At 71.5% G+C, this 24,028-nt stretch carries 14 protein-coding genes; 6 read left to right on the top strand and 8 right to left on the bottom strand.

Features of this window, described 5'->3' with window-relative positions; genetic code table 11:
* Positions 1-24 precede the first annotated feature (24 nt).
* Positions 25-654, bottom strand: a complete 630-nt coding sequence (locus NAEX_RS37900) for an RNA polymerase sigma factor (RefSeq protein ID WP_096333862.1) — start codon at positions 652-654, stop codon at positions 25-27.
* 316 nt (positions 655-970) lie between these two features.
* Here NAEX_RS37900 and NAEX_RS37895 point away from each other — a divergent pair, with 316 nt between their 5' ends.
* The gene (locus NAEX_RS37895) at positions 971-3,838 is read left to right on the top strand and encodes a serine/threonine-protein kinase (RefSeq protein WP_170136345.1); all 2,868 of its coding nucleotides are present in this window, start codon (positions 971-973) and stop codon (positions 3,836-3,838) included.
* Positions 3,839-3,858: 20 nt separating this feature from the next.
* The gene (locus NAEX_RS37890; protein WP_096332340.1) at positions 3,859-4,341 is read left to right on the top strand and encodes a hypothetical protein; all 483 of its coding nucleotides are present in this window, start codon (positions 3,859-3,861) and stop codon (positions 4,339-4,341) included.
* Here NAEX_RS37890 and NAEX_RS37885 read toward each other — a convergent pair.
* From NAEX_RS37885 to NAEX_RS37865, 5 genes are all read right to left on the bottom strand, one after another.
* Entirely contained in the window at positions 4,295-4,954 is a 660-nt protein-coding gene (locus NAEX_RS37885; protein ID WP_096332339.1) for an RNA polymerase sigma factor, read from the bottom strand. The genes NAEX_RS37890 and NAEX_RS37885 overlap by 47 nt on opposite strands.
* A gap of 528 nt (positions 4,955-5,482) precedes the next feature.
* Positions 5,483-8,596: a hypothetical protein gene (locus tag NAEX_RS37880; RefSeq protein WP_096332338.1), complete on the bottom strand. Its 3,114-nt coding sequence runs from the start codon at positions 8,594-8,596 to the stop codon at positions 5,483-5,485.
* A 193-nt stretch (positions 8,597-8,789) separates the two neighbouring features.
* Positions 8,790-9,188, bottom strand: a complete 399-nt coding sequence (locus tag NAEX_RS37875; protein ID WP_096332337.1) for a response regulator — start codon at positions 9,186-9,188, stop codon at positions 8,790-8,792.
* Positions 9,185-14,875 (bottom strand): AAA family ATPase, encoded by a 5,691-nt coding sequence (locus tag NAEX_RS37870; protein ID WP_096332336.1) that lies wholly within the window; start codon positions 14,873-14,875, stop codon positions 9,185-9,187. The genes NAEX_RS37875 and NAEX_RS37870 overlap by 4 nt, the downstream gene beginning before the upstream one ends.
* Before the next feature lie 186 nt (positions 14,876-15,061).
* Positions 15,062-15,535, bottom strand: a complete 474-nt coding sequence (locus tag NAEX_RS37865; protein WP_096332335.1) for an SgcJ/EcaC family oxidoreductase — start codon at positions 15,533-15,535, stop codon at positions 15,062-15,064.
* A 76-nt stretch (positions 15,536-15,611) separates the two neighbouring features.
* On the opposite strand from NAEX_RS37865, the gene NAEX_RS37860 reads away from it, so the two are divergent.
* Positions 15,612-16,544: a LysR family transcriptional regulator gene (locus NAEX_RS37860; protein WP_245913892.1), complete on the top strand. Its 933-nt coding sequence runs from the start codon at positions 15,612-15,614 to the stop codon at positions 16,542-16,544.
* A 230-nt stretch (positions 16,545-16,774) separates the two neighbouring features.
* On the top strand, positions 16,775-20,239 hold the full coding sequence (locus NAEX_RS51355; protein ID WP_170136343.1) for an ATP-binding protein: 3,465 nt from the start codon (positions 16,775-16,777) through the stop codon (positions 20,237-20,239).
* Between the two features lie 168 nt (positions 20,240-20,407).
* Here NAEX_RS51355 and NAEX_RS37850 read toward each other — a convergent pair whose 3' ends face one another.
* Positions 20,408-21,349 (bottom strand): PfkB family carbohydrate kinase, encoded by a 942-nt coding sequence (locus NAEX_RS37850; RefSeq protein WP_096332332.1) that lies wholly within the window; start codon positions 21,347-21,349, stop codon positions 20,408-20,410.
* A gap of 89 nt (positions 21,350-21,438) precedes the next feature.
* Entirely contained in the window at positions 21,439-22,365 is a 927-nt protein-coding gene (mtnP, locus tag NAEX_RS37845) for an S-methyl-5'-thioadenosine phosphorylase (protein WP_096332331.1), read from the bottom strand.
* A gap of 151 nt (positions 22,366-22,516) precedes the next feature.
* Between mtnP and NAEX_RS37840 the strand changes: the two genes are divergently transcribed.
* Entirely contained in the window at positions 22,517-23,578 is a 1,062-nt protein-coding gene (locus tag NAEX_RS37840; RefSeq protein ID WP_211302543.1) for a gamma-glutamyltransferase, read from the top strand.
* Positions 23,464-24,021 carry a gamma-glutamyltransferase gene (locus NAEX_RS54065; RefSeq protein ID WP_338042622.1) on the top strand — a complete coding sequence of 186 codons (558 nt, stop codon included), beginning with the start codon at positions 23,464-23,466 and terminating at the stop codon, positions 24,019-24,021. The genes NAEX_RS37840 and NAEX_RS54065 overlap by 115 nt, the downstream gene beginning before the upstream one ends.
* Positions 24,022-24,028 lie beyond the last annotated feature (7 nt).

Genomic DNA, 24,028 nt, shown 5'->3' with positions numbered 1-24,028 from the left:
CGGCGACGTCGCAGTCCGCGGCCGTCAGGCCTGCTGCTGCCAGCAGCGCTCGCGCACCGCCCTCGCCCACGTCTCCATCCCGTCGATCGTGCGCTCGGCCAGGTCCCCGCTGGCGGCGAGGCGCTCGATCGCCGCCCGCAGCAGCTCGCGTCCGCGATACAGCCGCGACTTGACGGTCCCCGCCGGTAGTTCCAGCGCAATCGCGATCTCGGCGACCGAGCACTGCTCCCAGTAATACAGCTCGAGCGCGACCTGCAGCTCGAGGGGGATCTCGCGCAGACTGGCGAGGAAGATCCGCATCTCTTCGCGCTCGGCGATGAGGCCGGAGATCGAGGGATCGAGCGCGAACGCCGAGACGCTGGTGAGATCGATCTTGTCGCCCTTGCGAGCGCGGTAGTTCTTACACAGCTGGCGATACGCGATCGCAAACAGGTAACTGCGGAAGGTCCCGTCGCCGCGAAAACGCGGCAGACTCTCGAGACAGGCGAGGAACGTCCGCTGGATGAGATCGGCGCTCGCGTCGCCGACCTTGTTGCGGAAGAAACGGGCGACAGGGTCGTAGTAGCGGGCGAAGAGCCGCTGTCCGGCTGCGCGGTCGCCCGCTCGCCAGGCGGCGAGGCACGCGACGTCCTCGTCGTCTTGCTCCGTGGCCACGGAGCCATGGTACACGGGGCGTGCGCCCGAACGTACGTCCGCGGCGAGGACGAGGAGCCCTCTCGTCAGGTCCGATGTCTGCAAGTGAGAGCAGCCCCGAGATGGGGCTCATGGCCCACAATCTCGGGTTCACGGGCCGCCCAAAAGATCTTTCGGTTTTTGCTGCCGAGTCTTGGACACCCCGGCTCGGCCGTCGTCTTCCATGATGAACCGAGCCCGGAGTCCCGTGAACGAAGCCACGCGCACACCCCGTCGCACCCCCGCCGAGCTTCGTGCTCGTCACGGGTACGACGATCGTGCTGAGATGGCGCGCAAAATGAACGACTCCGGCGCCGATCTGTTCGTGTACGTCCCGACGCCCGACAGAGACATCGGCCACGCATTGCTCCGCGATCAGGTCCGCCTCGCGCTGTTCGGCGGAGCGGCGGAAGTCAAGATCGGTCGCTTCGAGATCGAGCGCCGGCTCGGTTGCGGCGGCATGGGCGAGGTGTTCCTCGCCCGCGACCCGGAGCTGCGCCGGCGCGTCGCCGTCAAGCTGCTGCGCTCGGGGGCGGGCTCGAGCTCCGCCGGCGAGCGGACGCGACGCGAGGCCCAGGCGCTCGCACAGATCAGCCACCCCAACGTCGTCGAGGTCTACGAGGTCGGAGAGCACGAGGGCCGCCCCTTCGTCGCCATGGAGTACGTCGAGGGCCGCACGCTGCGAGCCTGGCTCGAGGAGACCCGGCCGAACTGGCGCGAGATCGTCGCGGTGTATGTCGAGGCCGGCCGCGGGCTGCTCGCGGCCCACCGCGCCGGGCTCGTGCATCGCGACTTCAAGCCCGACAACGTCCTGATCTCCGAGCAGGACGACCAGCGACGGGTTCGGGTGCTCGACTTCGGCCTCGCTCGGCTCGCCGGGCTCGACGACCTGCAGCTCCAGAGCACCGTGGACGACGCGCGCGACCAGGCGCTCACCCGCCCCGGCACGGTGCTCGGGACCCTGGCCTACATGCCGCCGGAGCAGCTGCGCGGCGAGGTCGCCGACGCGGCCAGCGATCAGTTCTCGTTCTGCGTCGCGCTCTATCATGCCCTGTGGGGCGAGCAGCCGTTTGCCGGCCGCAGCGTCGAGCAGCGGCTCGCGGCCATGCAGCGCGGACCCGTGCCACCGCCGGCCCGCCGGGGTCTGCCGCGGCGACTGTGGAAGATCGTCGAGCGCGGCCTCGCCCGCGAGCCCGGCGAGCGCTGGCCGAGCATGGACGAGCTGCTCACCGCGCTCGAGCGGGTGATCGCCCGCGGACAGGCATGGCCGGCGTTGACGGCTGCTGGCCTGGTGATGGGCGTGGGCGTGGGCGTCGCCTACGAGCGGGCGACCCTCGAAGATCCTTGCCGCCACATCGAGCTGCGCAGCGCCGAGCTGTGGACCGCGGAGCGAGCGGCGCAAGCCCGCGAACGCTTCGAGGCCAGCGGCCTCGCCTTCGCCGCCGGCAGCTACGAGCGAGTGCATGCAGCGCTCGGGCGCTGGACCACGGCGTGGTCCGAGCAGCGCATGGGCGTGTGTCGCAGCGGTGAAGAGCAGAGCCGCCGCGCGCGCTGCCTCGACGGTGTTCACGCCGAGGTCGCACCGCTGGTCGACGCGATGATCGCCGCGGATGAGCGGACCGTCACGCACGCGGTCGAGAGCCTGGCGGAGCTGCCCTCGCTGCGCGCCTGCGACGACGACGAAGCCATGCGGCTCGGGCTCGCGCCTGTCCCTGAGGACATGGAGGACGAGCTCGCGCGCCACCGCAAGGCCCTGGCCGAGGCCCGGACCCTGGCGCTCACCGGGCACCTCCGCGAGGCCGACGCGGCCTACGCCGCGCTCGCACGCGACGCCGCCGAGTTCGCCTACAAGCCCTTCGCAGCCGAGCTGGAGGTCGCGCGACTCAGCCTCCAGCTCGAAGTCGGCGAGCCGCGCGCGAGCCTCTCCCTGCTCGAGAGCGCAGCCAAGCAAGCCGAGCGGGCCCGCCACGACCGGCTCGCGGCGCACGCCTGGACCCTGCTGGCCCACTGGAGCGCAGATCGACCGACGGGTCCGCTCGTCGGCACCGCGGAACGGCTCGAGCGCGCCGAGATCGCGGTCGCGCGCCTCGATTCGCCGCCCGAACTCGAAGCGCGGCTGCACTGCATTCGTGGTATTTTGCTCGGCCACGCCTCACGCCCGGCAGACGCCGTTGCGGCCTTCGAGCGAGGGCTCGAGCTGTTCACCGAGTTCGTCGCGGACGAGCAAACGTGGCGGAGCATCGGCGCAGTGGCGAATCAATGGCGGCCGGTGTGCGCCGCGGGGCTCGCCAAGCTCCACATCGGCCGGCAGGCGATCGACCTGGCCGAGCGGGCGCTCGCCGAGGCCGAGGCACTTTACGGCGAGGGCCACCCGAAAGTCGGAAACTATGAATTCGCGCTCGCTCGACTGCTGCTCGGCTCCGACGCCGCCGCCGAGCGGCGAAGAGGCGTCGATCTGCTCGAGCACGCGGCCGCGGTCTGGCTGGCCGCGCATGACGAGGCTGCGGTGGCGGTCGGCGACGCCTTCGTCTCGTTGGCCACGGTGGCGGCCGAATCCGGCGATATCGTCGAGGCGCGGCGCAATGTCGAAGACGCGCGAGCAATTTACTCGAAGGCCCTCGCCCCCGACGATTACCAGCACGCAGGGCCCTTGCTCGCCGCCGGGCTGGTCGAATCCCGCGCCGGCGACTTCGGTACGGCGCTCGGGTATTACGATCGAGCTCGCGCATTTTTACCGAACGAACCGACGTTCCTGTCCACGCTCGGCGAGATCGATTTCAACCGCGCCAGGTGCCTGTTCGCCCTCGGCCGACTCGACGACGCCCGGTCGCTGTTCGAAGCGCTGCGCGGGCCCGAGAAGAGCCGACCGGAGATCGAGCTCGCGTTGGCCGGCATCGCGCTTCGTCGGGGCGAGCACGCTCGTGCGCGTGCGCTGCTCGATGGTCTCGCCGAGCTCGACCTGGCCACCGGCGTCGAGCGCAGCATGCTCGTCATGCTGATCGATCGGCGAGCCGGGCGTGAAACAGGCTGCGGCGCGATCGCGCCGACCGACATCGCGGCGCTCGAGCCCGGCGATCGCCACGAGATCGACCGACTCCTGATCGACGTGGAAGCCAGCGAGGACGAGCGACGCTGCCTCGGCTGGACGAACGGACCAATTGATTGACAGAGCGAATGAGTTCAACCATGAGTCACATCAAAGCAGACAACATCGCCCTCATGCAAATCGTGTGCAACGTCGTCGAGCGGACCGCCGTACTGTCGGCCCTCGAGGTCGCGCAGCCCAACACCTCGACCGATCTGCAGCTAGGGGCAGCAATTTCGACCGCGCCCTCGCCCACGTTCGAAGGTCACCCGGTGATCTGTTGGGACACGTACAAAGGCTGCATGAGGCTGCAATTCTTGATACCTATGCATATCGTCGTCCCTTCGCATACCATCGGCGGGGGGCTCCGCGTCGTGCCGGAGGGCAGCAATGTCTTCGCCATCGAATTCGTCGACACTCAGACGACGTATCCTCAATGTGACTTCGAGGTCCGTGCGATCTCCCCCGAAGGGACGCTCTCGACGACGCGCATGAAGGTCATCTTGTTGCCGATGCCGACGCCGCCCGGCCGTCCCTTCACGAGCCCGACCCCCCACCGCCTGACCAAGGCCCTGAGCCCTTGACCTCGCGAATGCCCCGGGCCCACTTCTCCAGCCCATCGAGCGTGCTCTCGACCAGCTGCGGCGTCTCGGCGAGGCGCCGCAGCTGCGCGTGCAGCAGCTCCCGCGCCCGGACCATGCGGCTGCGCATGGCCGAGTGGGAGATCCCGACGATCTCCGCGATCTCGGCCGCAGGGAGCCCCTCCCAGTAGTGCAGCTCGAGCGCGAGCTGATGCTCGACGGGGATGGCGCGCAGCGCCGCGAGCAGGAGCTGCTGCTCGCGCCGCCGGGCGATGATCGACGAGGGACCGGGCTCGAGATCCGCGATGCTGACCTGCTCGAGGTCGAGCGGCGGCCCGCCGGCGCGCCCGCGCTTGCGCAGGTGGTCGATCAGCAGGTTGCGGGCCGTCGTCAGCAGGTACGCCCGCACCGTCGTGCCCTCGCGGAGGGCGTCGCGCGTGCGGACCAGGGCCAGGAAGGTCTGCTGGATCAGGTCTTCGGCCTCGGCCCCGAGCTTGTTCTCGAACACGCGGATGACCGCGTCGCAGTGGCGCTCGTAGAGCTGTCTGCCCGCTGTGCTCTCGCCGGCTCGCCAGGCGGCCAAGAGGGCCTTGTCCGTCTCCCAGTCTGCGGACATACGTGGCGACGATAGCAACGCGGGATCGGGTCGAGCCACGCCCCCATGATCCCGCGTTGCGACTGGGTTTTCTGGAGGCCGTTCGGCCGGCGCCCTTCGAGCCGCGAATGCTCCAATCACCGCGCGATCTCGCATGTGCGCTCGCCCTCCGCGGCGAGATGCGTCGCTGCTGCTGCCCTGGGCGAGGAGCGCTGGCACGATCGACATGCTCGACGTGCCCGAGGCGAGACCTGCGACGGCAACGGCTGGCGCGACCAGCTCCTCGCGCCTGAGGCCGGCATCGAGCGACGAGGCAGCAGTGTTGCAACGCGGACCGACCCTGGTCACCAGCAGGTGTGAGCCTGGGCACGATGGACCGGCCGAGCAGATCTTCCGGACCAGGCGATGACGTGCCGGTCCGACGCAAGACAGGCCATCGCCCGGAGCTGCCCGGGCGGAGAACGAGGCGTCCCTCTTTGTCCGCTCCGCGGCACTTCGGCGACGAGGTTCGCCCCGCCGCCGGCGTACCGCGTGCTCACGCGGCGCTTCTCACTTCGCCGTGAACTTGTGGACACATCGATTGTCGTCGCAGACGAAGTCCGCCGGATAGGCGGGCGCCGGCAGCGGCGACTCGCAATCGCTGTCTTCGAAGCACTCGAAGTCGCAGGCGGATGTCGCGGGGTTGCACGCCATGCCTCTCGACGCGCACCCGGTCCCACTGTTCGGGCAGGAGTCGAAATCGGCGCAGATGGGCCTGGCGTACTCGTCCGGGTGGGTTGCGTACTCGGGGAAGCGCTTCTTCGCCCAGGCTCGCCACGATGTGTCATGGACGCAGTAGCCGTGGCCGTTATAGATGGCTTCGCAATCCGCCTCGCACATCCACGCCGGCGGCCCGGCCGATTCGGACCAGCAGAGCCCGTCGGGGAACTCGGCGAGCCCGTAGGGGCACGAACCGTTCTGAGGCCGGCACCCGATCATCGTGAAAAGGTTCGGGTCTTCCCCTTCGTCCGGCGTCCCGCAGATCTTGCAGGTACCGGCGACGTTCGGCGCGGCGCCCGGGTAGAACGAATCGACGCACGTCATCGGCCGCCCGCTGTCGACGTCGTGCCCGCAGCGCGCCCACCACGCCGAATCACCGTTCGGATGGAACTGCGGAGACTCCAGCGAAGCAACGCCGATTTCGGCCTCCCGAAAGTCGGCACAGGCGCCCCCCGCGACGGTGCCACACTCGTGCTTCTCCGCCGCTCCGGGCCCCTTTGCGAGCACCCCGTTCGTCCCGCAGGCGGGGGCCTTCGACGACTCCAGCTCCGTCGCACGCAAGTGCGCGCAGCGGAGCGAGGGGCGCAACGAGGCGACCGCTGGGCTGTCGTTGTCGCGCAGGTTTACGAAGGGGAACGTATCGGACACGTCTTCACGCGTCTTGACGCGGAGCTCGATGCCCATCGCCGGAAAGAGCGTCTCGATCTTCGCCTGCGCCCGGCAGCTGGTGGGCCCCGTCTTTTCGTAGGCGGGCAAGAGCTTCTCCGAGAACCATTGGGCGGCGGCTCGATAATACTGGAGGAGCGAGGTCGTCTGCCCCGGGTACGAGTAGCCGACGCAGTTGTCCTTGAACTCGTCGTTGTCGAGGAGGAAGCCGATCTTCGCCTGGACGGCGAGGAGCTTGCGCTGCTCGCATACGGCGGGCGCCTCCCCCGGCAAGCAGGGGCCGTCGAGAGTCGCCCGGACCGCGTCGAAATCGACGGCCGCGAGCTCCGCGAGCGGGATCTCGGCGATGTCGAGGTTCGGCGAGCAAGCAGGGGCGGCGGCACACATGGCCGTGAGCGCTCCGTCGATCTCGTCCATCCGGAAGCGCTCGGTCGGTGTCGCCGTCGCCGTCGCCGCTGCCGCATACCCCGACTTCTTCGCCGCGGCGCGGGCACGCACGAAGCGCACGAGCTCGGGAAATCGGTCCCTTGCGAGGCGTGGGGCGCTGCCGCTCGCCGCGAGCCAGAACTCCGTGGGAGCGACAGACGCGGGCGCGGCCGCCACGTCGTGCGGCGAAGCGCTCGCATCGCCGACGAGCTTGCTTCCCTGTCCGTCGTATCCGAGCTTGGTCGCACAGTGTGGGTCGGGGCTGCCGGGCGGGCAAATGTCGAGAGGTTGCAGATCGACCACGATCGCGCCATCCGGCTCGTACGAAACGGCCGGGCACCCCTCGAGGCCGCTGAAGTACGTCTGTTGCAAGAGGCTCGCGTCGACCGCCCCGGACAACATGTCCGTCGCCACGTCGTCCGGATCGCAGGCCGCGCCGAAGAGGCATTTGAAGACCAATGCATATAAATAGTAGAGCCCTCCCTCGGCGTCGATCCTGAGGTCGCTCACGGACGTTTTCACGTCGTAGTACGAGCGGAACTGGGTCGTCTTCATGCCGCAGGCCTTGGACGTGTCGCCCGCCGGACAGCGGAGATGCGCCCGTTTGCTGGCCGGAGTCGCCGCCTCGATCTTCCAGCAGCGCCGCGCGGGGTGCAGCGGCGCATCGTCCGCGCAGGGCGCATACTTGTACGATTTGCCCGCGAGTGTCCCCGCGATGAGGCCGATATCGCATGTAAGGCCGAGATCGAATTCGACGCTCCCCTGCCCGCGGTCGGTGTACTTCGTGCCGCACCATAGTTTGAGCGAGAAGGGATCCTTCACGCAGTCTTGCGGGTCTGCAGCTCCCTTGAGCGCCTCGATGTCGAGGTCGAAGTGGACACTTTTCGCCCGCCCTTCGGTTTCGACCCACGGGCTGGACCGTCGCGCGCTCTTCGGGGGGCAATTCCCGAGGTCGCAGTCGACGCCGTCGTCGGCGAAGAAGAGGATGGAGTGCGACAGCGTTCCTCGTCGGTTCCCGCAATAAGGATTGTCGTCGTATGCGAGCGTCCCGTTCTGCGCGCACCCCTTCGCCTCGCGCGCGAGCCAATCCCCCACAATCCCTTCGACCGTACGCGCGAGCAGCTCGGCGCTGAACGCGATCCCGGGGAGCTTGAAGTTGAACTCGCCGTCGGGTCCGACCTCGACGTACTTGAACCAGGACTCGAGCTCCGCGGCCGTAAAGCCCCACCGGGGGTTCGAGCGCAGCTTCGAACCCGATATCGTGCGCATGCCGTAGAGCCCGCTCCCGACGTCCATCACACACTGGTTCGCGGGCGCGACCTGGTCGTAGAGCAGGACGCCGCCGACGCGGAGGCTCAACTGCTCGACGCAGAAGGCCTTGCTCACGTCCTCGTCGGAGCAGGGGATGCTCCGCGGGTTGTCCCTGCAGTGCGTATAGGGCGCGTCCAAGCCGAGGGTGAGCTCCTCGATGTCGGCGAGCGTCTTGACCTCGGCGGCGGTGATGGTGTGCCAGTCGGCCTGTCCCGCCTTGAAGTCGTCGATGCCACGCTCGAGGTAGTGACAGATCGGGGTCTTGTCCGTGTAGAGAGGCAGTGTCTCGGGCAATGTGAAGCCCACAGCCTGTTCGTCCGCGGCGGGCTGCCCGAACGCGTGGATGCTGGCCGCGTAGCCACCCGCGAGGAGAGAGAGGCCGCTGGCCGCCGCGGCGAGGTAGGTCCGCGGGCGTGCTGCACCTCGGTGCTCGCTGACGTTCAGGCCCTCGGGGTCGGGCGATATCGCGTCGCTTGTCTTCGTTGTCGTCGTGGGATCCATGCCTCCGTTGTTCCAGGGGGGGAGTACCGGTTCGCTGGAGCAGACGATTTTTTCCCCGGTCGCTCGCCGGCCCGGCCGGCGCCCGCGAAGCCGCCTTCGACGCTTTGTCCCCGCCCCTCGCCGCGGGCTGATCCGCGGCCCGACATGTCGACGCCCATCGACCTCGACGCGCCCGCCATCACCCAGGGTGAGCTCAGCACGTGCATGCCGGCGGCCCGCAGAAGCGGCCCACCAGCTGCAGCAGATCGTCGATGTCGATCGGCTTGCTCAGCCCTTCCAGGCCCATCTCCGTCGCCTTCTCGGCCACGCGGTGGTCGCCCGACACCACCACCACCGGGACCGCGGCGATCGAGGGGTCCCGGCGTTGTTCGGCGCGGAACTCCTGCCCGTTCATCACCGGCATCATCAGATCGAGCAGGACCAGGCACGGGCGGACGCCGCTGCGCAGCGTCTTCAGGGCCTCCCGACCGTTGACCGCGGCCGCGACGCGATAGCCCGACACCTCGAGGACCGTCTGCAGCGTCTCGCAGACGTCCGGGTCGTCGTCGACCACGAGCACCAGCCCCCCCGCCTCCTGCCTCTCCGCCGTCATGACCGTCGACCTCCGTCCGTCGCCCCGGCGCACGGCAGCTCGACGATGAACGTCGAGCCCTCGCCCGGCGTGCTCGTGGCGTGGATCGTCCCGCAGTGGCCCTCGACGATCCGGCGGGCGATGTAGAGGCCCAGCCCCAGCCCGCCGTAGTTCTGCGCCGACACGCCGCGCTCGAAGCGCTCGAAGATCCGCGGCAAGTGGGCCGGATCGATGCCGATCCCGTGGTCCCGGATCGTCAGTCGAGCCCTGCCTTCAGCCCCTTCCACCGCGATCTCGATCGGCGCGCCGGCCCCGAACTTGGCCGCGTTCGAGAGGATGTTGGAGACGACCTGCTCGAGGCGCGAGCGGTCCCAGCGGCCGATGACCGGCGCCTCGGCCTCGATCGTCACCGGGCTGCCGGCGCGGGCGAGGTCGGGCTGGAACCGCCCCACGATTTCGCGCACGAGCCCGCTCAGCTCGACCTCGGCGAGCGACAGCGCGAGCTGCCAGGTCTCGATGCGCGACACGTCGAGGAGGTCGCCGATGAGGCGGTTCATCCGCCCCGCCTGACGGTTCGCCAGATCGAGCAGCTTGCTGGTGACCTGCGGATCGAGCGGCCCACCGTCCGGGGCCCGCTTGACCATCGTCTGCAGCGCGAGGGTGAGCGACGTCATCGGCGTGCGCAGCTCGTGCGACGCGACCGACAGGAACTCGTCGCGCAGCCGCAGCGCCGCCTGGGCCTGGCGGTAGAGCCTGGCGTTGTCGATCGCCATCGCCGCGCGGCGGGCCAGCTCCACCAGCAGGTCGAGGTCGGCGGCCGCGTAGGCGAAGCCCGGCCGCGCCGACCCGAGCGTGATGGCGCCGATGATCTGCGGACCCGACGACAGCGGCGCCACGATCGCGGACGTGACCCCGACCTCCCGCAACAGCCGGACGTGGCCCTCGTCGACGCAGTAGCGCACCCGGTCCTCCTCGGTCATCGCGAGGCGGAGCGGCGCGCCGGTGCGAATCACCATCGACGACGGGTGCGGTGAATCGAGGCGCGGCGGATAGCGAGACCGCATCTCCTCGAGCGCAGCCGCCCGGGCCGGGTCGGACGGCACCGACGTGAGGCGGCGGATCTCCCCGTCCTCGACGACGTCGATCGCGCACCAGTCGGCGAACGAGCTCACGCAGAGGTCGGTCAGGCGGTGCAGCACCTCCTCGAAGTCGAGCGACTCGCCGAGCAGCTTGCTCGCGTCGCCGAGGAACGCCGCGCGCCGGTGGTCCGCCTCGGCCGCCTGCCGCGCCGCCTGCTCCTGGGCCAGCAGCGTCGCGTTCTCGAGCGAGATGGCCGCCTGCGCCGCCAGCAGCTCGAGCACCGTCAGGTGTTCGCTGCGGAACGCGCTCGGGACCAGGCTGTTCTCGAGGTAGAGGACGTCCGTCACCGCGCCGCGGCGGCGGATCGGGAAGCACAGCAGCGAGCGCGGCCGCACCAGCGCGACGTAGTCGTCGAGGCCGAACCGACCCGGGTCGGCCCGCGCGTCGTCGAGGAGCACGCGCTGCCCCGTGCGATGGACGTACTGCACGATCGACGCCGGGAGCAGCCTGGCCAGCTCCTCGGGGCCGCGCCGCCGCAGGTCGGCGCGCATCCCCGACTCGTCGAGCGTCGCGCTGGCCTCCAGCGTCAGCTCGCCGCGCCGCACCCCGATCAGATGCGCCGTGTTGGCCCCGCTCTGCTCGAGCACCACGCTGAGCAGCCGGCGGAGCAGCTTCTCCTGCACGATCTCGCTCGAGATCGACTGCGACGCCTTGGTCACCGCCAGCAGATCGATGTGCTCCGCCGAGACCGTGTCGCCCGCCTCGCCGCGGTGCGGAGGCGCGTCGGCCGGGAGCAACCCTTGCTCGTCGAGCTGCCGGACCTTGCCGTGCGCGCCCCACTTCGAGTAGCCGACCCGCGCCGCGCGCAGGTGCGTCTCGGCCAGCATCTCGAGCCCGCGTTCGCGGTAGAAGCGGGCCAGGAGCTCGTCGGCGATCGCCTGATTTTGCACGAAGCCGTGCGCGCGCGCCCCCTTGATCGCGCGGTCGTAGCATTGCAGGGCGTCGCGCTCGCGGCCCTCGAGCCGGGCGATCTCGGCCGAGACCAGCGCGTGCTTGTGGCCGAAGTTCTCCGGGCAGGCGGCCGCCCACTCGGCCAGCTTCGCCGCGTGGCGGGCCAGCACCGCGAGCGCCTCCCGCTGGCGCACCGGCGCCACGGACGACGCATGGGCCGCCAGCGCCAGCGCATAGTAATACCAGTACTCGGGCTCCTGGACATGCGCGAGCGAGGACCACAAGATCGGCGCCGCCTGGTCGCCCGCCGCCAGCGCCGCCTCGTAATCGCCGCAGAGGAACAGCGCCTGCAGCTTCATGATGAAGTACCAGCACCGCACGACCGCCCACGGCGTCTCTACCATCTCCGTCTGGAACGCCTCGTCGTCGAACGTCTCGTCGCTGAAGCTCGCGCGGCTGTTCGTCCGCCCCTGGAGGTTGCGGACCAGCCGCTGGATCCCCACCAGCACCTGCGACGACCCGGCGAAGTTGGCGTTGCGCGTGAATTCCAGCCGCCGCTCCGTCTCGCGCTCGACCTGCTCGAGCGGCTCGCCGAGGACCAGCAGGTCGGCCACGTAATGATTGCAGCAGTAGCAGGCGAACGTGATGTCGCCGGTCTGGAGCGCCGCCTGGAACGCGATCTCGAGGTAGCGCAGCGCGCCGCGGAGGTGCTGCGTCCAGGAGCAGACGCAGTCGCCGAAGATGCAGTGCAGCTTGGCGCGGTACGCCACCAGCCCGAGCCGCTCCGCCAGGTCGTACCCGAGCTTGCCGAAGCGATACCCCTCGTGATAGCGGCCGAACGACGGCCCGAGCACCATCCCGAAGTACGCGTAGCCGAGCGCGGAGCCCTCGCCGTTGCCGTGGCGCAGGCTGATCTGGACCATCCGGCAGTAGCACAAGAACGGCAGCTCGGGGTCGGTGTTGAGGGCCGGGGCGAACAGCACCGCGAGGATCCCGAGCGCCGCGCGCATGTCGGGATCGGTGAGCCGCGGCAGCTCGAGCAGGTCCTCGATCGCCCGCTCTCCGAGCGCGTCCCGGATCGTCTGCAGCTCGCGACGCACCTGCTCGCGCGAGGGGTGGGCCGACAGCTCGACGCCGAGCCAGCGCAGGCCCTCGATCCCGCGCTCGACCGCCGTGCGGAGCTCTTGCCGGCTGGTGAACAGATCGACCTCGATCCGGCGGATCTCCGCCCGCTCGCGGCGGGTCTGCGCGTGGTCGAACAGCGCCGCGAATAGCGACTCCGCGGCGTCGAACCGCCCCTGCAGGTATTCACATTCGGCCCGCCCGAACCCCAGCGAGAAGGCCAGCGAATGCTGCTCGGCCCACGCCTCGGGGTCGAGCAGCGCGCTCCCGGCCGCGTAGTAGCGCACGGCCGCGTCGTAGGCGGTCGACGCCTGGGCCTTGCGCCCGGCCGCCAGGTGGAGCTCGGCGACGCGCACCTTCTCATCTGTCCTTTCGAGCAGGTACGCGCCCTCTTCGAAGTGGGCGGCGACCTCGAACACCTGCGCCTCGAGCTCCTCGCGCGACAGGCGGGCCAGCAGCAGCCGCCCGATCCGCAGGTGGACGGCCGCGCGCTCCGCCGCCGGGATCAGGCTGAACGCCGCCTCCTGCACGCGGTCGTGGGCGAACTTGTAGGCGTCGCCGTCGCGCAGCACCAGCCCCGCCTGGACCGCGGCCGACAGGTCGCGCCGCACCTCCGCTTCCGGCCGGTCGGCGAGCGCCGCGAGCAGGCCGAGCTCGGTGGCGCCGCCGAGGCAGGCGGCCAGCTTGAGGGCCTCGCGCGCCGGCGAGGACAGGCGCTGCAGCGTCCGCACCATCAGCTCGGCGACGTTGCTCGTCGTCGCCTTGGCGTGGATCCGCGGGGCATCGCCCGCCCACAGCCCGGACGACAGGTCGAGCGCGATGAGCCCCTCCTGGTAAAGCATGTTGATGAACTGCAGCGCGAAGAACGGGTTGCCGCCCGTCTTGCCGTGGATCAGGCGGCCCAGCGTGGTCGGGTCGCGGACGCGGCCGCCGAACGTCGCCGTCACGAGCGCGGCGACGTGCTCCTCGGACAGCGGCTTGAGGACGACGTCGCAGACCGGGACGTTCGCCTCGCGCACGCGGGCCAGCGCCGTCATCAACGGGTGCTCCGCGCTCAGCTCGTTGTCCCGATACGCGCCGATCCACAGGAAGTAATGGATGTCGGGGTGCGTGACCAGGTGAGTGAGCAGCGCGAGGCTGGCCGGATCGACCCATTGCAGGTCGTCGAGGAACAGCGCCACCGGGTGCTCCCGGGCCGCGAACACCCCGAGGAACTGGCGGAACACCAGGTGGAAGCGACTCTGCGCGTCCGCTCCCGACAGCTCGGGCACCGGCGGCTGCTCGCCGAGGACGAGCGCCAGCTCGGGGATGATGTCGACGATGAGCCGCGCGTTCAGGCCGAGCGCCGCCGTCAGGCGCCCGCGCCACGCGGTGACGCGCTCCTCCGGCTCCGCGAGGATGTCGCGGACCAGCGCGCGGAAGGCCTGCGAGATCGTCGCGTACGGGATCCCGCGCTGGTACTGATCGAACTTGCCCGCGAGGAAGAACCCGTGCGCCTGCACGATCGGTCGCTGCAGCCTGTAGACCAGCGACGACTTGCCCACCCCCGAATAGCCGGACACGCGCACCACCCCCGGCGCGCCGGTCTCGACCATCGCCTCGAACGCCCCGCGGAGCGCCGCCAGCTCGCGCTCGCGGCCGTACAGCTCCTGCGGCGCGCACGGCCGCTCCGACAGGTCCTCCTCGCCGAGCGGGAACGACTCGACCCGCCCGCGCGCGCGCCACTCCGTCAGGCACCGCTCGAGATCGCGGCGGAGGCCACGCGCGCTCTGGTAGCGGTCCTCCGCCACCTTCGCCAGCAGCTTCACCACGATCGCCGAGATCACCGCCGGAATCGACGGCCGCAGCGCCGCCGGCGGCGTGACCGGCCGCGCCACGTGACAGTGGACCCACTCGAGCGGATCGCTGGCGCGGAACGGCAGGCGCCCGGTCAGCATCCGATAGAACGTGACCCCCAGCGAGTAGAGGTCCGTCCGGCAGTCGAGCGGGCGGTTCATCCGCCCGGTCTGCTCCGGCGACATGTACGGCAGCGATCCTGCGAGGACCCCGGGCGTGGGCGCCAGCCCGGGCTCGCGGTGCCGCGGCGACGCGACGCCGAGGTTGGCCAGCTTGACCTCGCCGCGGACCGGGTCGACGACGATGTTGTCCGGCTTCAGATCCTTGTGGACCACGTCGCGCCGGTGGAGCTCCTCGACCGCGCCGGCGATGCCGATCGCCAGCGCCAGGAAGCGCTCGATCGGCAACGGGGTCGTGGTGAGCAGCTGCTCGAGGAACGTCCCGTCGAAGTGCTCGAGCACCAGCGCCGGCATACCGCGATAAGTATCCAACGCGATCGGCTTCACCGTCCCGGGAATATCGAGCGCTCGCCCCAGCTCGTACTCCGCGCGCAGCCGCTCCAGCTCTCGCGCCGGGCGCATCCGCGGGTCGAGCGTCTTGATGACGACCGCCCGGTTGTCCTCGATTCGGACCGCGCGGTAGATGCCGGACCCAGCGCTCTGACAGAGCAATCCGGTGGCGCGGTACTTGGCTGGGTCCGCTGTCCCTGCGTCGCCCATGCAAATACCGTGGCGTAGCCCGGCGGGGAAAGCCACTGGCCTCGCCGGTGCCTCCTGGCTGCGCTCGGCGACGCTCGCCTCGAAACTGCCTCTCGCCCGTCCGCGTGCTGCGCCGAAGCCCTTCGGCCGGGTTCGCGGGCGGCCCGCCCGCGAGCGCTCCGTGAGCTCGTGCGTCTCCGCTTCGCCTCACCCGATCGCCCCGCGGAGCCGCAGGCGCAGCCGCACGAACCACGCGAACAGCTTGAACCCCAGCGACCCCGGCGGCGGCAGCGGCCGCACGCGCGTGTTGTGGAACGCCGTAATCGTCCATCCCGCGCCGGCGCGTACCAGCACGTACGTCTGCCGCGACAGCCGGTCCGCCGGGATCTCGCGCTGCCACGGCCACACGGCCCCGCCGATCGCGTGGGCCACCGCCACGCCCTCCGCGATCCGGCGCACGTCGGTGACCTCCCCACGCAGACAGGTGCCGCGCAGCACCGTCGCGAACAGCTCCGCGTGGCCCCGCTCGACCTCCGCCCGCCCGCGCGCGAGCGAGCCGTCGAACATCACGTAATCGACCTCGGGCGCGAACAGGGCCGCGAAGGCCCGCGCGTCGCCGCGGCTCCACGCCTCGAAGGTCGCCCGCAAGTGCTCCCGGATCTCCGCCTCGTCGGTTGCCATGCCGGCGGAATAGCCATGGTCGCGGATGACGACCAGTGATACTTCTTCATCATATCCATCATCACCGGTGATAGTCGTGGATCTCGCAGCGATCGACCTCAACCTCTTCCTCGTCCTCGACGCCGTGCTCGCCGAGGGCAGCGCCACCGCGGCGGCCCGACGCCTGCACGTCACCCAGTCGGCGGTCTCGAACGCGCTGGCGCGCCTGCGCGACATCGTCGGCGACCCGCTGGTGGTCCGCCGCGGCCGCGGCCTCGCGCCGACGCCCGTCGCCCTCCAGCTCGCCCCGCGGGTCGCAGCCGGCCTGCAGGAGCTGCGGGCCGCCCTCGCCTCCGGCCGCGAATTCGACCCCGCCACCACCACTCGTCGCTTTACGATCGCCCTCACCGACAACCAGGAGGTCTCCGACCTGCCGCGGATCGTCGCCCGCTTCGAGCGGCAGCTCCCGCGCGCCTCCTTGCAGGTCGTCACCATCGAGCGGCTGATCGCCAGCGACGGCCTCGCCGCCGGCCTCGTCGACGTCGCCCTCGCCCCCGCCGCCGTCACCGCCCCCGGCCTGCACCAGACCCCGCTCTACAGCGAACAGGGCGTCCTCGTCGTCCGTCGCGACAACCGCAAGGTCGGCCGCCGCCTCGACCGCGCCGCCTTCGAGGCCACCCCCTACGTCGACGTGCAGATCGTCGGCGAGGGCGGCCACGGCCAGCGGGTCGCGCGCGACAACCTCGCCCGCGCCGGCCTCCGCCGCCGCGTCGTCCTGACCGTCCCGCACTTCATGGCCGCCGCCGTCGCCGTCTCCCGCACCGACTGGATGACCGGCCTCCCCCGCCGCTTCGCCGCCGAGGTCAGCCGCCGCCTCCCGCTGCGCACGGTCGCCGCCCCGCTCGAGATCGTCGACTTCCCGCTCGCCCTGCACTGGCACGCCCGCACCGACGCCGACCCCGGCGCGCAGTACTTCCGCGCCCTGGTGGTCGCCGCGCTCCGGGCTCCGAGCAGCCGGCGACGGTCCTGACCAAGCTGTCTCTCGGGCCAGGCGCCGTGCCGCTCGTGCTCGGACTCGAGCGTCGCGGACCAGGCCGCGCCTCCAAGGCCTCGACAGCGGCGCGTGGACGATGCAGGTCATGCCCGAGGCGCCATCAGGTCGCCGTCGTCCCGCACGAGCACGAGGTCAGCGTCGGCGCCGATCGGCGCGCTGCTGCACGCGCTTGTGGACGTCCCATGCATCGACGATCATCCGCGACCATGAGGCCCCCCCGCCGCGTCGTGAGGCCCCCCCGCCGCGTCGTCGTCCACGCTGCCGAGCCCGCGCGGGCCGCCGTCGTCGACGCCGTCTGGCGCGCCGGCTTTGTCCCCTGGGACATGTCCTCTGGGACAGAATCTCCCGAGGCCGCGCTCGTGGTCCGCGTCGGCGGCGATCCAGGTCCGGCCGACCTGAGGCTCCCGGACGGCCCGCTCGCGGAGCTCGGCCCCGCCGCCTACGCCGAGCTGCGCCTGCTCGCCCTGCCGCCCGAGGCGAGCTTCGACGACGCCGACCTGGACGATAAGCCGGTCAAGGACGTCGGCAGCTTCGAGCTCCCGTACACCACGCCCGCCCCGCCCGCCCCGCACCTCGTGCATCCGTACTTCAAGTCCAACGCCTTCACCGGCCGCGCCGCCGACCTCGCGGAGCTCGACGCCTGGCTCGCGCGGGGGCAGCCGGCACGGGTGGTCGTCGCGCCCGGCGGGGTCGGCAAGAGCGCGGTGGCGTGGGCGTGGCTCGAGCGGCGGCTCGCCGACGGGCCGCGGTGGGCCGGCTGCCTGTGGTTCAGCTTCTACGAGCACGGCGCCGTCTTCGACGACCTGATCCGTCGCCTCGCGGCCTACACCGCCGGGGAGTCGCCCACGGAGACGTTTCACGGCGACCGCAAGGCGCTCGCGCGCGAGGTGCTCGCGGCCGTGCGGGCGCGACCGTTCCTGATCGTCGTCGACGGCCTCGAGCGAGCCCTGGTCGCGCATCACCGGATCGGTGCGACGCGCCTCGACGGCGACGTCGCCGACGAGGAATTCGACCCCCACTCGTTCAAGGACCCGCGCGACGGCTTGTTCCTGCGCGCGCTGGCGCAAGCAGGCCCGTCGCGGCTGCTGGCGACCTCGCGGGTCTTCCCGACCGACCTGCGCGACGGCGAGGGCCTCGCGCCCGGCTTCGAGCTGCGCGCGCTCGACGGCCTCGATCCCGCCGAGCTCCCCGCCCTGCTGCGCGCGCTCGGCCTCGATCCGGACGCCCCATGGGTCGAGCGCGCGACCCGGGCCATGGCGACGCTCGACCACCACGCCCTGCTGTGGCGCCTGCTCGCGGGCTGCATGCAGGAAGACCCCGCGTTGCTCGACGACATCCTCGACGACGACCCGGAGCCGGCCGAGCTGCGCAAGAACATCCTCGAGGCCGCCTTCGACGTCTTGCCGGCGCGCGCCGAGGACTTGCTGTCGCGGCTCGCCCCGCTGCAATTCGCGGCCGAGCACGACGACTTGCTCGGGTTCGTCAGCCCGCCGCTCGGCCTGCGCCGTCCGCCGCCCCCGCCGCGCGCCCGGCTGCGCGAGGTCGAGGACAAGCTCGCCGCCGAGACTGACCTCGAGACCCGGCGCGAGCTGCTGGATCGACGCGACAAGCTGCGCGCCCGCTGCCACGAGTGGGACATCTATCGCGCGCTCGCGGACGCGTACGCCCGCCAGCCCGGGACCCGCGCCCACTTCGCCGGCATCCACGCCGACCTGTGCCTGCTCGAGACCCGCGGCTTCCTGGCGTGGGACCGCAGCAGCAACCGCTACGACCTCCATCCGCTCGTCCGCGCCCACGCGCTCGAGCGCCTCGACCGCGACGACGACCGCGCCGCCGAGTGCGCCGCGATCCGGCGCCACTTCGTCCGCACCCCCCGGGAGGGCGACGACATCACCTGCATCGCCGACCTGCGGCGATCGATCGAGCTCTACCGCGCGCACGTCGGCGTCGGCGAGCTCGACGAGGCGTCGGAGGTCTTCGAGTCGCGCCTGCAGGAATGGCTCAGGGAGCGCCTCTCGGCCTATCCGGTGATGGTCGAGCTCCTGACACCGCTGTTCCCGGACGGCCTGCGCGAGCCCCCGGCGCTCGACGACCCTACGGCCCGGAGCCGGCGGATCTCCGACCTCTCGCACGCGCTCGCGCAGGTCGGGCGCGAGCCCGAGGCCGCGGCGTTGCGCGAGGTGGCGGTCCGGCTCAACCTCGAGCGCCGCCGCCCCGTCAGTCTGCAGATCAGCCTCGGCGACCGGAGTAAGTCGCTCGCGGCCGCCAACCGCACCCACGCGGCGATGCGCACGTGTGCCCTCGTCCACCGACTGATGCTCGCCCATGGCAAGCAGCAGGTCGGCCCGTTCCAGCTCCGCGCCGTGCTGGCGACCGACCTCGGCCGCTGGGACGAGGCCGAGGCCGACATGGCGGCCCTCGGCAAGGAGCACGACACCATCGAACTCGACCTCTGTCGCGCCGCCATCGCCTTCGGACGCGGCCAGGACCCGGCGCCGTTCCTCAAGGAAGCGTCGGTCTACCTCACGATCGGCTGGCACGCATCCATCGCCACCCGCTGGAATCTGCTGCACGGCCGCATCAAGGCGGCCGACGGCAGGTTCGCCGGGGCCCTGAGACACATGACCGAGGCGGTGCAGCTGGCGCGCCGGATGGGCTCCGACGGCTCGCGCGCTCACGCCTGGCGCGCGGTCTGCCTCGCCAACCTCGACCGCCACGCCGAGGCTCGCCGGGCGCTCGCCCTCGCCCGCGCCGCCGCGACGCGTCACGACAATCGCCGCGTCGCCGGCGTCCTCGCGGCGGCCCACCTCGCGCTCGGCGAGCGCGACCTCGCCGCCTCGCTGGCGCTCGCCGGTCATCGCGAGGCCTGGGCCGACGGCCCGCCGTTCGCCTGGGCCGACGACCTGCGCGTGTGTACCGACGTGCTCGCCGCGCTCGGCCTGGCGCCGCCCGAACTGCCGCGCTTCGACCCGGCCAGCGCGCCGCCGCTGCCCTTCGAGGCCGAGATCGAGGCGTTCATCGCCGAGCTCGCGGCGCAGCGCAAACCCGTCGGCACCCCGCTCGTCCAGCTCGATCCGATGCTGTGCGAGCCTGCCGCGAAGCCGGGCCAGGGCCCGCCTCCCGAGCCCGGTCCGCCGGCGTTCGCCGTCCACGCGCGGGTCAAGGTCGTCACCGACGCGCCGTGGCAGGCCGACGTGAACGGCCTGGAAGGCGTCGTCTTCTGGCGAGAGCCGATGCAGGACCACGTGGCCGTGGCCGAGACGCAGCGCTGGAAGTACATCGTGTACCTGCCGGCGCGGCACAGGTACCGCACGGTGATCGAACGGCACCTCGCCGCGCTCGACGGCGGCGTCGAGCCCTCGTTCTTCTTCGGCGAACGCGCGGAGATCTCGTACGACGTCGTGGTGTCCGACGACAGCACGATCGTGGAAGGATGCGTGCGGCTCCCGGGTGAGACCTGGCGGACGTTCCACGCCGCGAAGAAGGACGACCTGACCGAGGCCCGCCTCGAGACATTCGAGTGGGAGAACGGGATCCGCGGGCTGGCGCTCGATATGCCGGGGGGAGCGCCGATGAACAAGGCGGCGCTCGAGCGGGCGTTGGCCTCGTCCCTCGGCGTGGAGACGATCGTCGAAGCCCCGGGTCCGGACTCGATGATGATGAGACCCTGAAGCACGCTCGCGGCGCTCGGGCGCCCCGGCGGCGAGGCTCGAATCAGCGACGCTGCCCATGGTCCCGGTGCCGCGCTTCGGCGCAGCCCACCTGCCCGCAGCGCATCGACCCGGGAGCCGGCGCAAGCCCGCGAGCTGTCCGATCGGACAGCTCGCGCTCCCCGACGCTCAGGTCAAGCTGGCCCGCGCGAAGTTCGTCAGCGAAGCGAACGTCTCGAAGCGCTTCTGGATCGTCGCCGCATCGAGCCCCTTCAGCCGGTCGTACGAGAACCCTTCCACGCAGAACGAAGCCATCACCGACCCGTAGATCATCGCCGTGCGCAGCGAAGCCCCGCTGGGCTCCACCCCCGGGCGGGCGAGATAGCCCATGAAGCCGCCCGCGAAGCTGTCGCCTGCGCCCGTCGGGTCGACCACCTCTTCGAGCGGCAGCGCCGGCGCCGAGAACACCTCGCCATCGGCGTCGAACAGCAGCGCCCCGTACTCGCCGCGCTTGATCACCAAGTTGCGGGGGCCGAGGGCTCGGACCGCGCGGGCCGCCTTGACGATGTTGTGCTCGCCGCTGAGCTGGCGGGCCTCCTCGTCGTTGAGCGTCAGCACGTCGACGTTCTTGAGCACCGCCTTGAGGTCGTCGTTGGCGATCGAGATCCACAGGTTCATCGTGTCGAGGCCGACCAGGCGGGGCCGCTGCATCTGCGCGAACACGTCGCTCTGCAGGCGCGGCTGGATGTTGGCCAGGAACAGGTACTCGCTGCCGCGGAACTCGGCCGGCAGGCGCGGCTGGAACTTCTCGAACACGTTGAGGTGGGTCTCGAGCGTGGTCCGGTCGTTCATGTTCTCGTGGTACTGGCCCTTCCAGCGGAAGGTCAGCCCGTCCTGCACGACCTCGAGGCCCGACACGTCGACGCCTGCCGCCTTGAGGTCGGCCACCGCGTAGTCGGGGAAGTCGCGCCCGACCACGCCGACCAGCCGCACCTGCGACAGGTACGACGCCGCCATCGCGAAGAAGGTCGCCGATCCGCCGACGCTCTCGGGCCGCTCGGCGCGGGGCGTGATGATCCAGTCGATGGCGACGCTGCCGACGACGACGAGGTGGGGCTTGTGCACGGTCATGGCTCTCTCTTCGTTGCTGTTCGTTCAGACATGCCTGCTAGGCCAGGCATCAAGGGACATGCGCGATGGCGCATGTCCGGAGGGACATCTCACTCGGGCGCCCGCAGCAGGTGCCCCGCGATCAGGTCGAGGCGCCTCCGCGTCTCGGCCGGGATCCGCGCGGGATCGGTGATGAGCGCGTGCTGCAGCGCGCGCGGGTACGGCAGCTCCGCGGTCGACACGGGCAGCCCGGCGGCGACGCGGGCGATCAGCCGGCGCGACAGCGCCACGTTGGCCCTCAGCACCGCGATCACGGCCTCGACGCTGACCTCGACCTCGCTCTGGTGCCAGCAGTCGTAGTCGGTGGCCAGCGCGACCAGGGCGTAGGCGATCTCGGCCTCGCGGGCGAGCTTCGCCTCGGGCAGCGCCGTCATGCCGATCACGTGCGCGCCCCACGAGCGGTACAGGTTGGACTCGGCGCGGGTCGAGAAGGCCGGGCCCTCCATCACGATGCAGGTGCCGCCGACGTGGACCCGGGCGCCCTCGGCCTCGGCCGCGCCGGCGACCCGGCGCGCCAGCCCGGCGTCGACCGGGTCGCCCATCTGCACGTGCGCCACCAGCCCGCCGCCGAAGAAGGTCTGGGCGCGGCCGGCGGTGCGGTCGATGAACTGATCGGGGATGACGACGTCGCCGGGCGCGATGTCCTCGCGCAGCGAGCCGACGGCCGACACGCTGAGCAGGTGGGTCACGCCGAGCTGCTTGAAGCCGTGGACGTTGGCGCGGAAGTTGATTTCGGACGGCAGCAGCACGTGCCCGCGCCCGTGCCGGGGCAGGAACACCGCGCGCACCGGCGGCAGCCCCCCGGCCCGCGGCAAGAGCCCCACCGTGTAGACGTCGGACGGTCGTCCGAAGGGCGTCTCGAGCGCGACCTGCTCGACCTCTTCGAGCCCCTCGATCTCGTACAACCCCGAGCCGCCGACGACTCCCAGCACCAGACGATCACGGGCCTCGGGCGAAGCAGGATGCGGGGTCGACATCGGCCGCGAGGATACCGGCGGCCCCCCGACGCGCCAAGCGCCGTTGCGCGCGACCCCTCACGCACGATACACACCGGACACGCCACCCGAGTTCCATCACGATCGCCGCGGCTGCGTCGCCGCGGGTCACCCCGTCACCGCCGCGGCCGCCATGCACGCGCTCGCGGCCGGCGGCAACGCGTTCGACGCCGTGCTCGCCGCGCTCCTGGCCGCGTGTGTCGCCGAGCCGGTGCTCGCCTCGCCGGGCGGCGGCGGCTTCATCCTCGCGCTGCCGACCGGCCGCGAGCCGCGGCTCTACGACGCCTTCGTCCACACCCCGCGCGTGCGTCGGCCGCAGGCCGAGGCGTGCGCGCGCGAGGTGATCACCGACTGGGGCACCGCGCAGCAGGCCTTCCACGTCGGAGTCGGCTGCGCCGCCACGCCGGGCCTGGTCGCCGGCATGTTCGCGGTCCACCGCGAGCTCGCGCGCCTGCCGATGCCCGTCATCGCCGCTCCGGCGGTGCAGGCCGCCCGCGACGGCATCGCCGTGTCGCCGTTCATGGCCTACCTCATGACGCTGGTCGCGCCGATCTACCTCGAGCGGCCGGCCGCGCGCGCGATCTTCGGCGACCCGACGGCCACGCTGGACGGCGCGCCGGCGCCGGTCAAGGCCGGCGGGCGCCTCGTCAATCCTGTCCTCGGGGACATGCTCGAGCAGCTCGCGCGCGAGGGCGAGGACCTGTTCTACCGCGGCGACGTCGCCGCCGCGATCGTCCGCCAGAGCCGCGAGGCCGGCGGCCACATCACCGCCGACGACCTCGCCGCCTACCGCGTGCAGGCCCGCGCCCCGCTGCGCCTGCGCTACCGCGACGCCGCCCTGCTCACCAACCCGCCGCCGGCGGCCGGCGGCCTGATGATCGCCTTCGCCCTCGCCTTGCTCTCCGGACATGACCTGAAGGGCATGGGCTTTCAGACAGCCGAGCACGTGGCCCTGCTGGCCCGCGCCCAGGCCGAGACGGTGCGCGCGCGCGCGGCCGCCGGCCCCCGCGCGAGGGCGTCGAGGCGGCCTGGCTCGGCGGCGACCTGCTGGCCGCCCACGCCGCCGCGCTGGCCGGCCCGCTGCGCAGCCGCGGCACCACCCACGTCAGCGTCATCGACGCCGCCGGCAACGCCGCCTCGGCCACCGTCAGCAACGGCGAGGGCTGCGGCGAGATCGTCCCCGGCACCGGCATGATGCTCAACAACATGCTCGGCGAGGACGACGTCAACCCGCCCGGCCCGCACGCGTGGCCGCTCGACCAGCGGCTGGCGTCGATGATGTCGCCGACGGCGATCGTCGGCGACGACGGCAGCTTGCTGGTGTGCGGCAGCGGCGGCTCGAAGCGGATCCGCACCGCCGTCCTCCAGGTCGTCTCCAACGTCCTCGACTTCGGCCTGCCGCTGGCCGAGGCGATCGCCGCCCCGCGCGTCCACGTCGAGGACGACCACGTCAGCTTCGAGGCCGGCCTCACCCCCGCCGCCGCCGAGACCCTCGCCGGCCTGTTCGCCCGCACCACCGCCTGGCCCGGGCTCAACATGTTCTTCGGCGGCGTCCACACCGTCCACCGCGCCCCGGACGGCCGCCTGTCGGGCGCCGGCGACCCCCGCCGCGACGGCGTCTGCCTCGGCGGCGAGTGAGTGGGCA

Origin of the sequence: Nannocystis exedens (assembly GCF_002343915.1) — a bacterium.
GTDB classification, from domain to species: Bacteria; Myxococcota_A; Polyangia; order Nannocystales; family Nannocystaceae; genus Nannocystis; species Nannocystis exedens.
Note: the sequence above shows the minus strand (reverse complement) of the source record. Positions and strands in the feature narration are given on the sequence as shown.

Bases quoted from the DNA above. Each gene is read 5' to 3' on its own strand.
- NAEX_RS37885 (WP_096332339.1), bottom strand. From the start codon at position 4,954: ATGTCCGCAGACTGGGAGACGGACAAGGCCCTCTTGGCCGCCTGGCGA.
- NAEX_RS37890 (WP_096332340.1), top strand. From the start codon at position 3,859: ATGAGTCACATCAAAGCAGACAACATCGCCCTCATGCAAATCGTGTGC.
- NAEX_RS37895 (WP_170136345.1), top strand. From the start codon at position 971: ATGAACGACTCCGGCGCCGATCTGTTCGTGTACGTCCCGACGCCCGAC.
- NAEX_RS37875 (WP_096332337.1), bottom strand. From the start codon at position 9,188: ATGACGGCGGAGAGGCAGGAGGCGGGGGGGCTGGTGCTCGTGGTCGAC.
- NAEX_RS37880 (WP_096332338.1), bottom strand. From the start codon at position 8,596: ATGGATCCCACGACGACAACGAAGACAAGCGACGCGATATCGCCCGAC.
- NAEX_RS37850 (WP_096332332.1), bottom strand. From the start codon at position 21,349: ATGACCGTGCACAAGCCCCACCTCGTCGTCGTCGGCAGCGTCGCCATC.
- mtnP (WP_096332331.1), bottom strand. From the start codon at position 22,365: ATGTCGACCCCGCATCCTGCTTCGCCCGAGGCCCGTGATCGTCTGGTG.
- NAEX_RS37840 (WP_211302543.1), top strand. From the start codon at position 22,517: ATGCACGCGCTCGCGGCCGGCGGCAACGCGTTCGACGCCGTGCTCGCC.
- NAEX_RS37870 (WP_096332336.1), bottom strand. From the start codon at position 14,875: ATGGGCGACGCAGGGACAGCGGACCCAGCCAAGTACCGCGCCACCGGA.
- NAEX_RS37865 (WP_096332335.1), bottom strand. From the start codon at position 15,535: ATGGCAACCGACGAGGCGGAGATCCGGGAGCACTTGCGGGCGACCTTC.
- NAEX_RS51355 (WP_170136343.1), top strand. From the start codon at position 16,775: ATGAGGCCCCCCCGCCGCGTCGTGAGGCCCCCCCGCCGCGTCGTCGTC.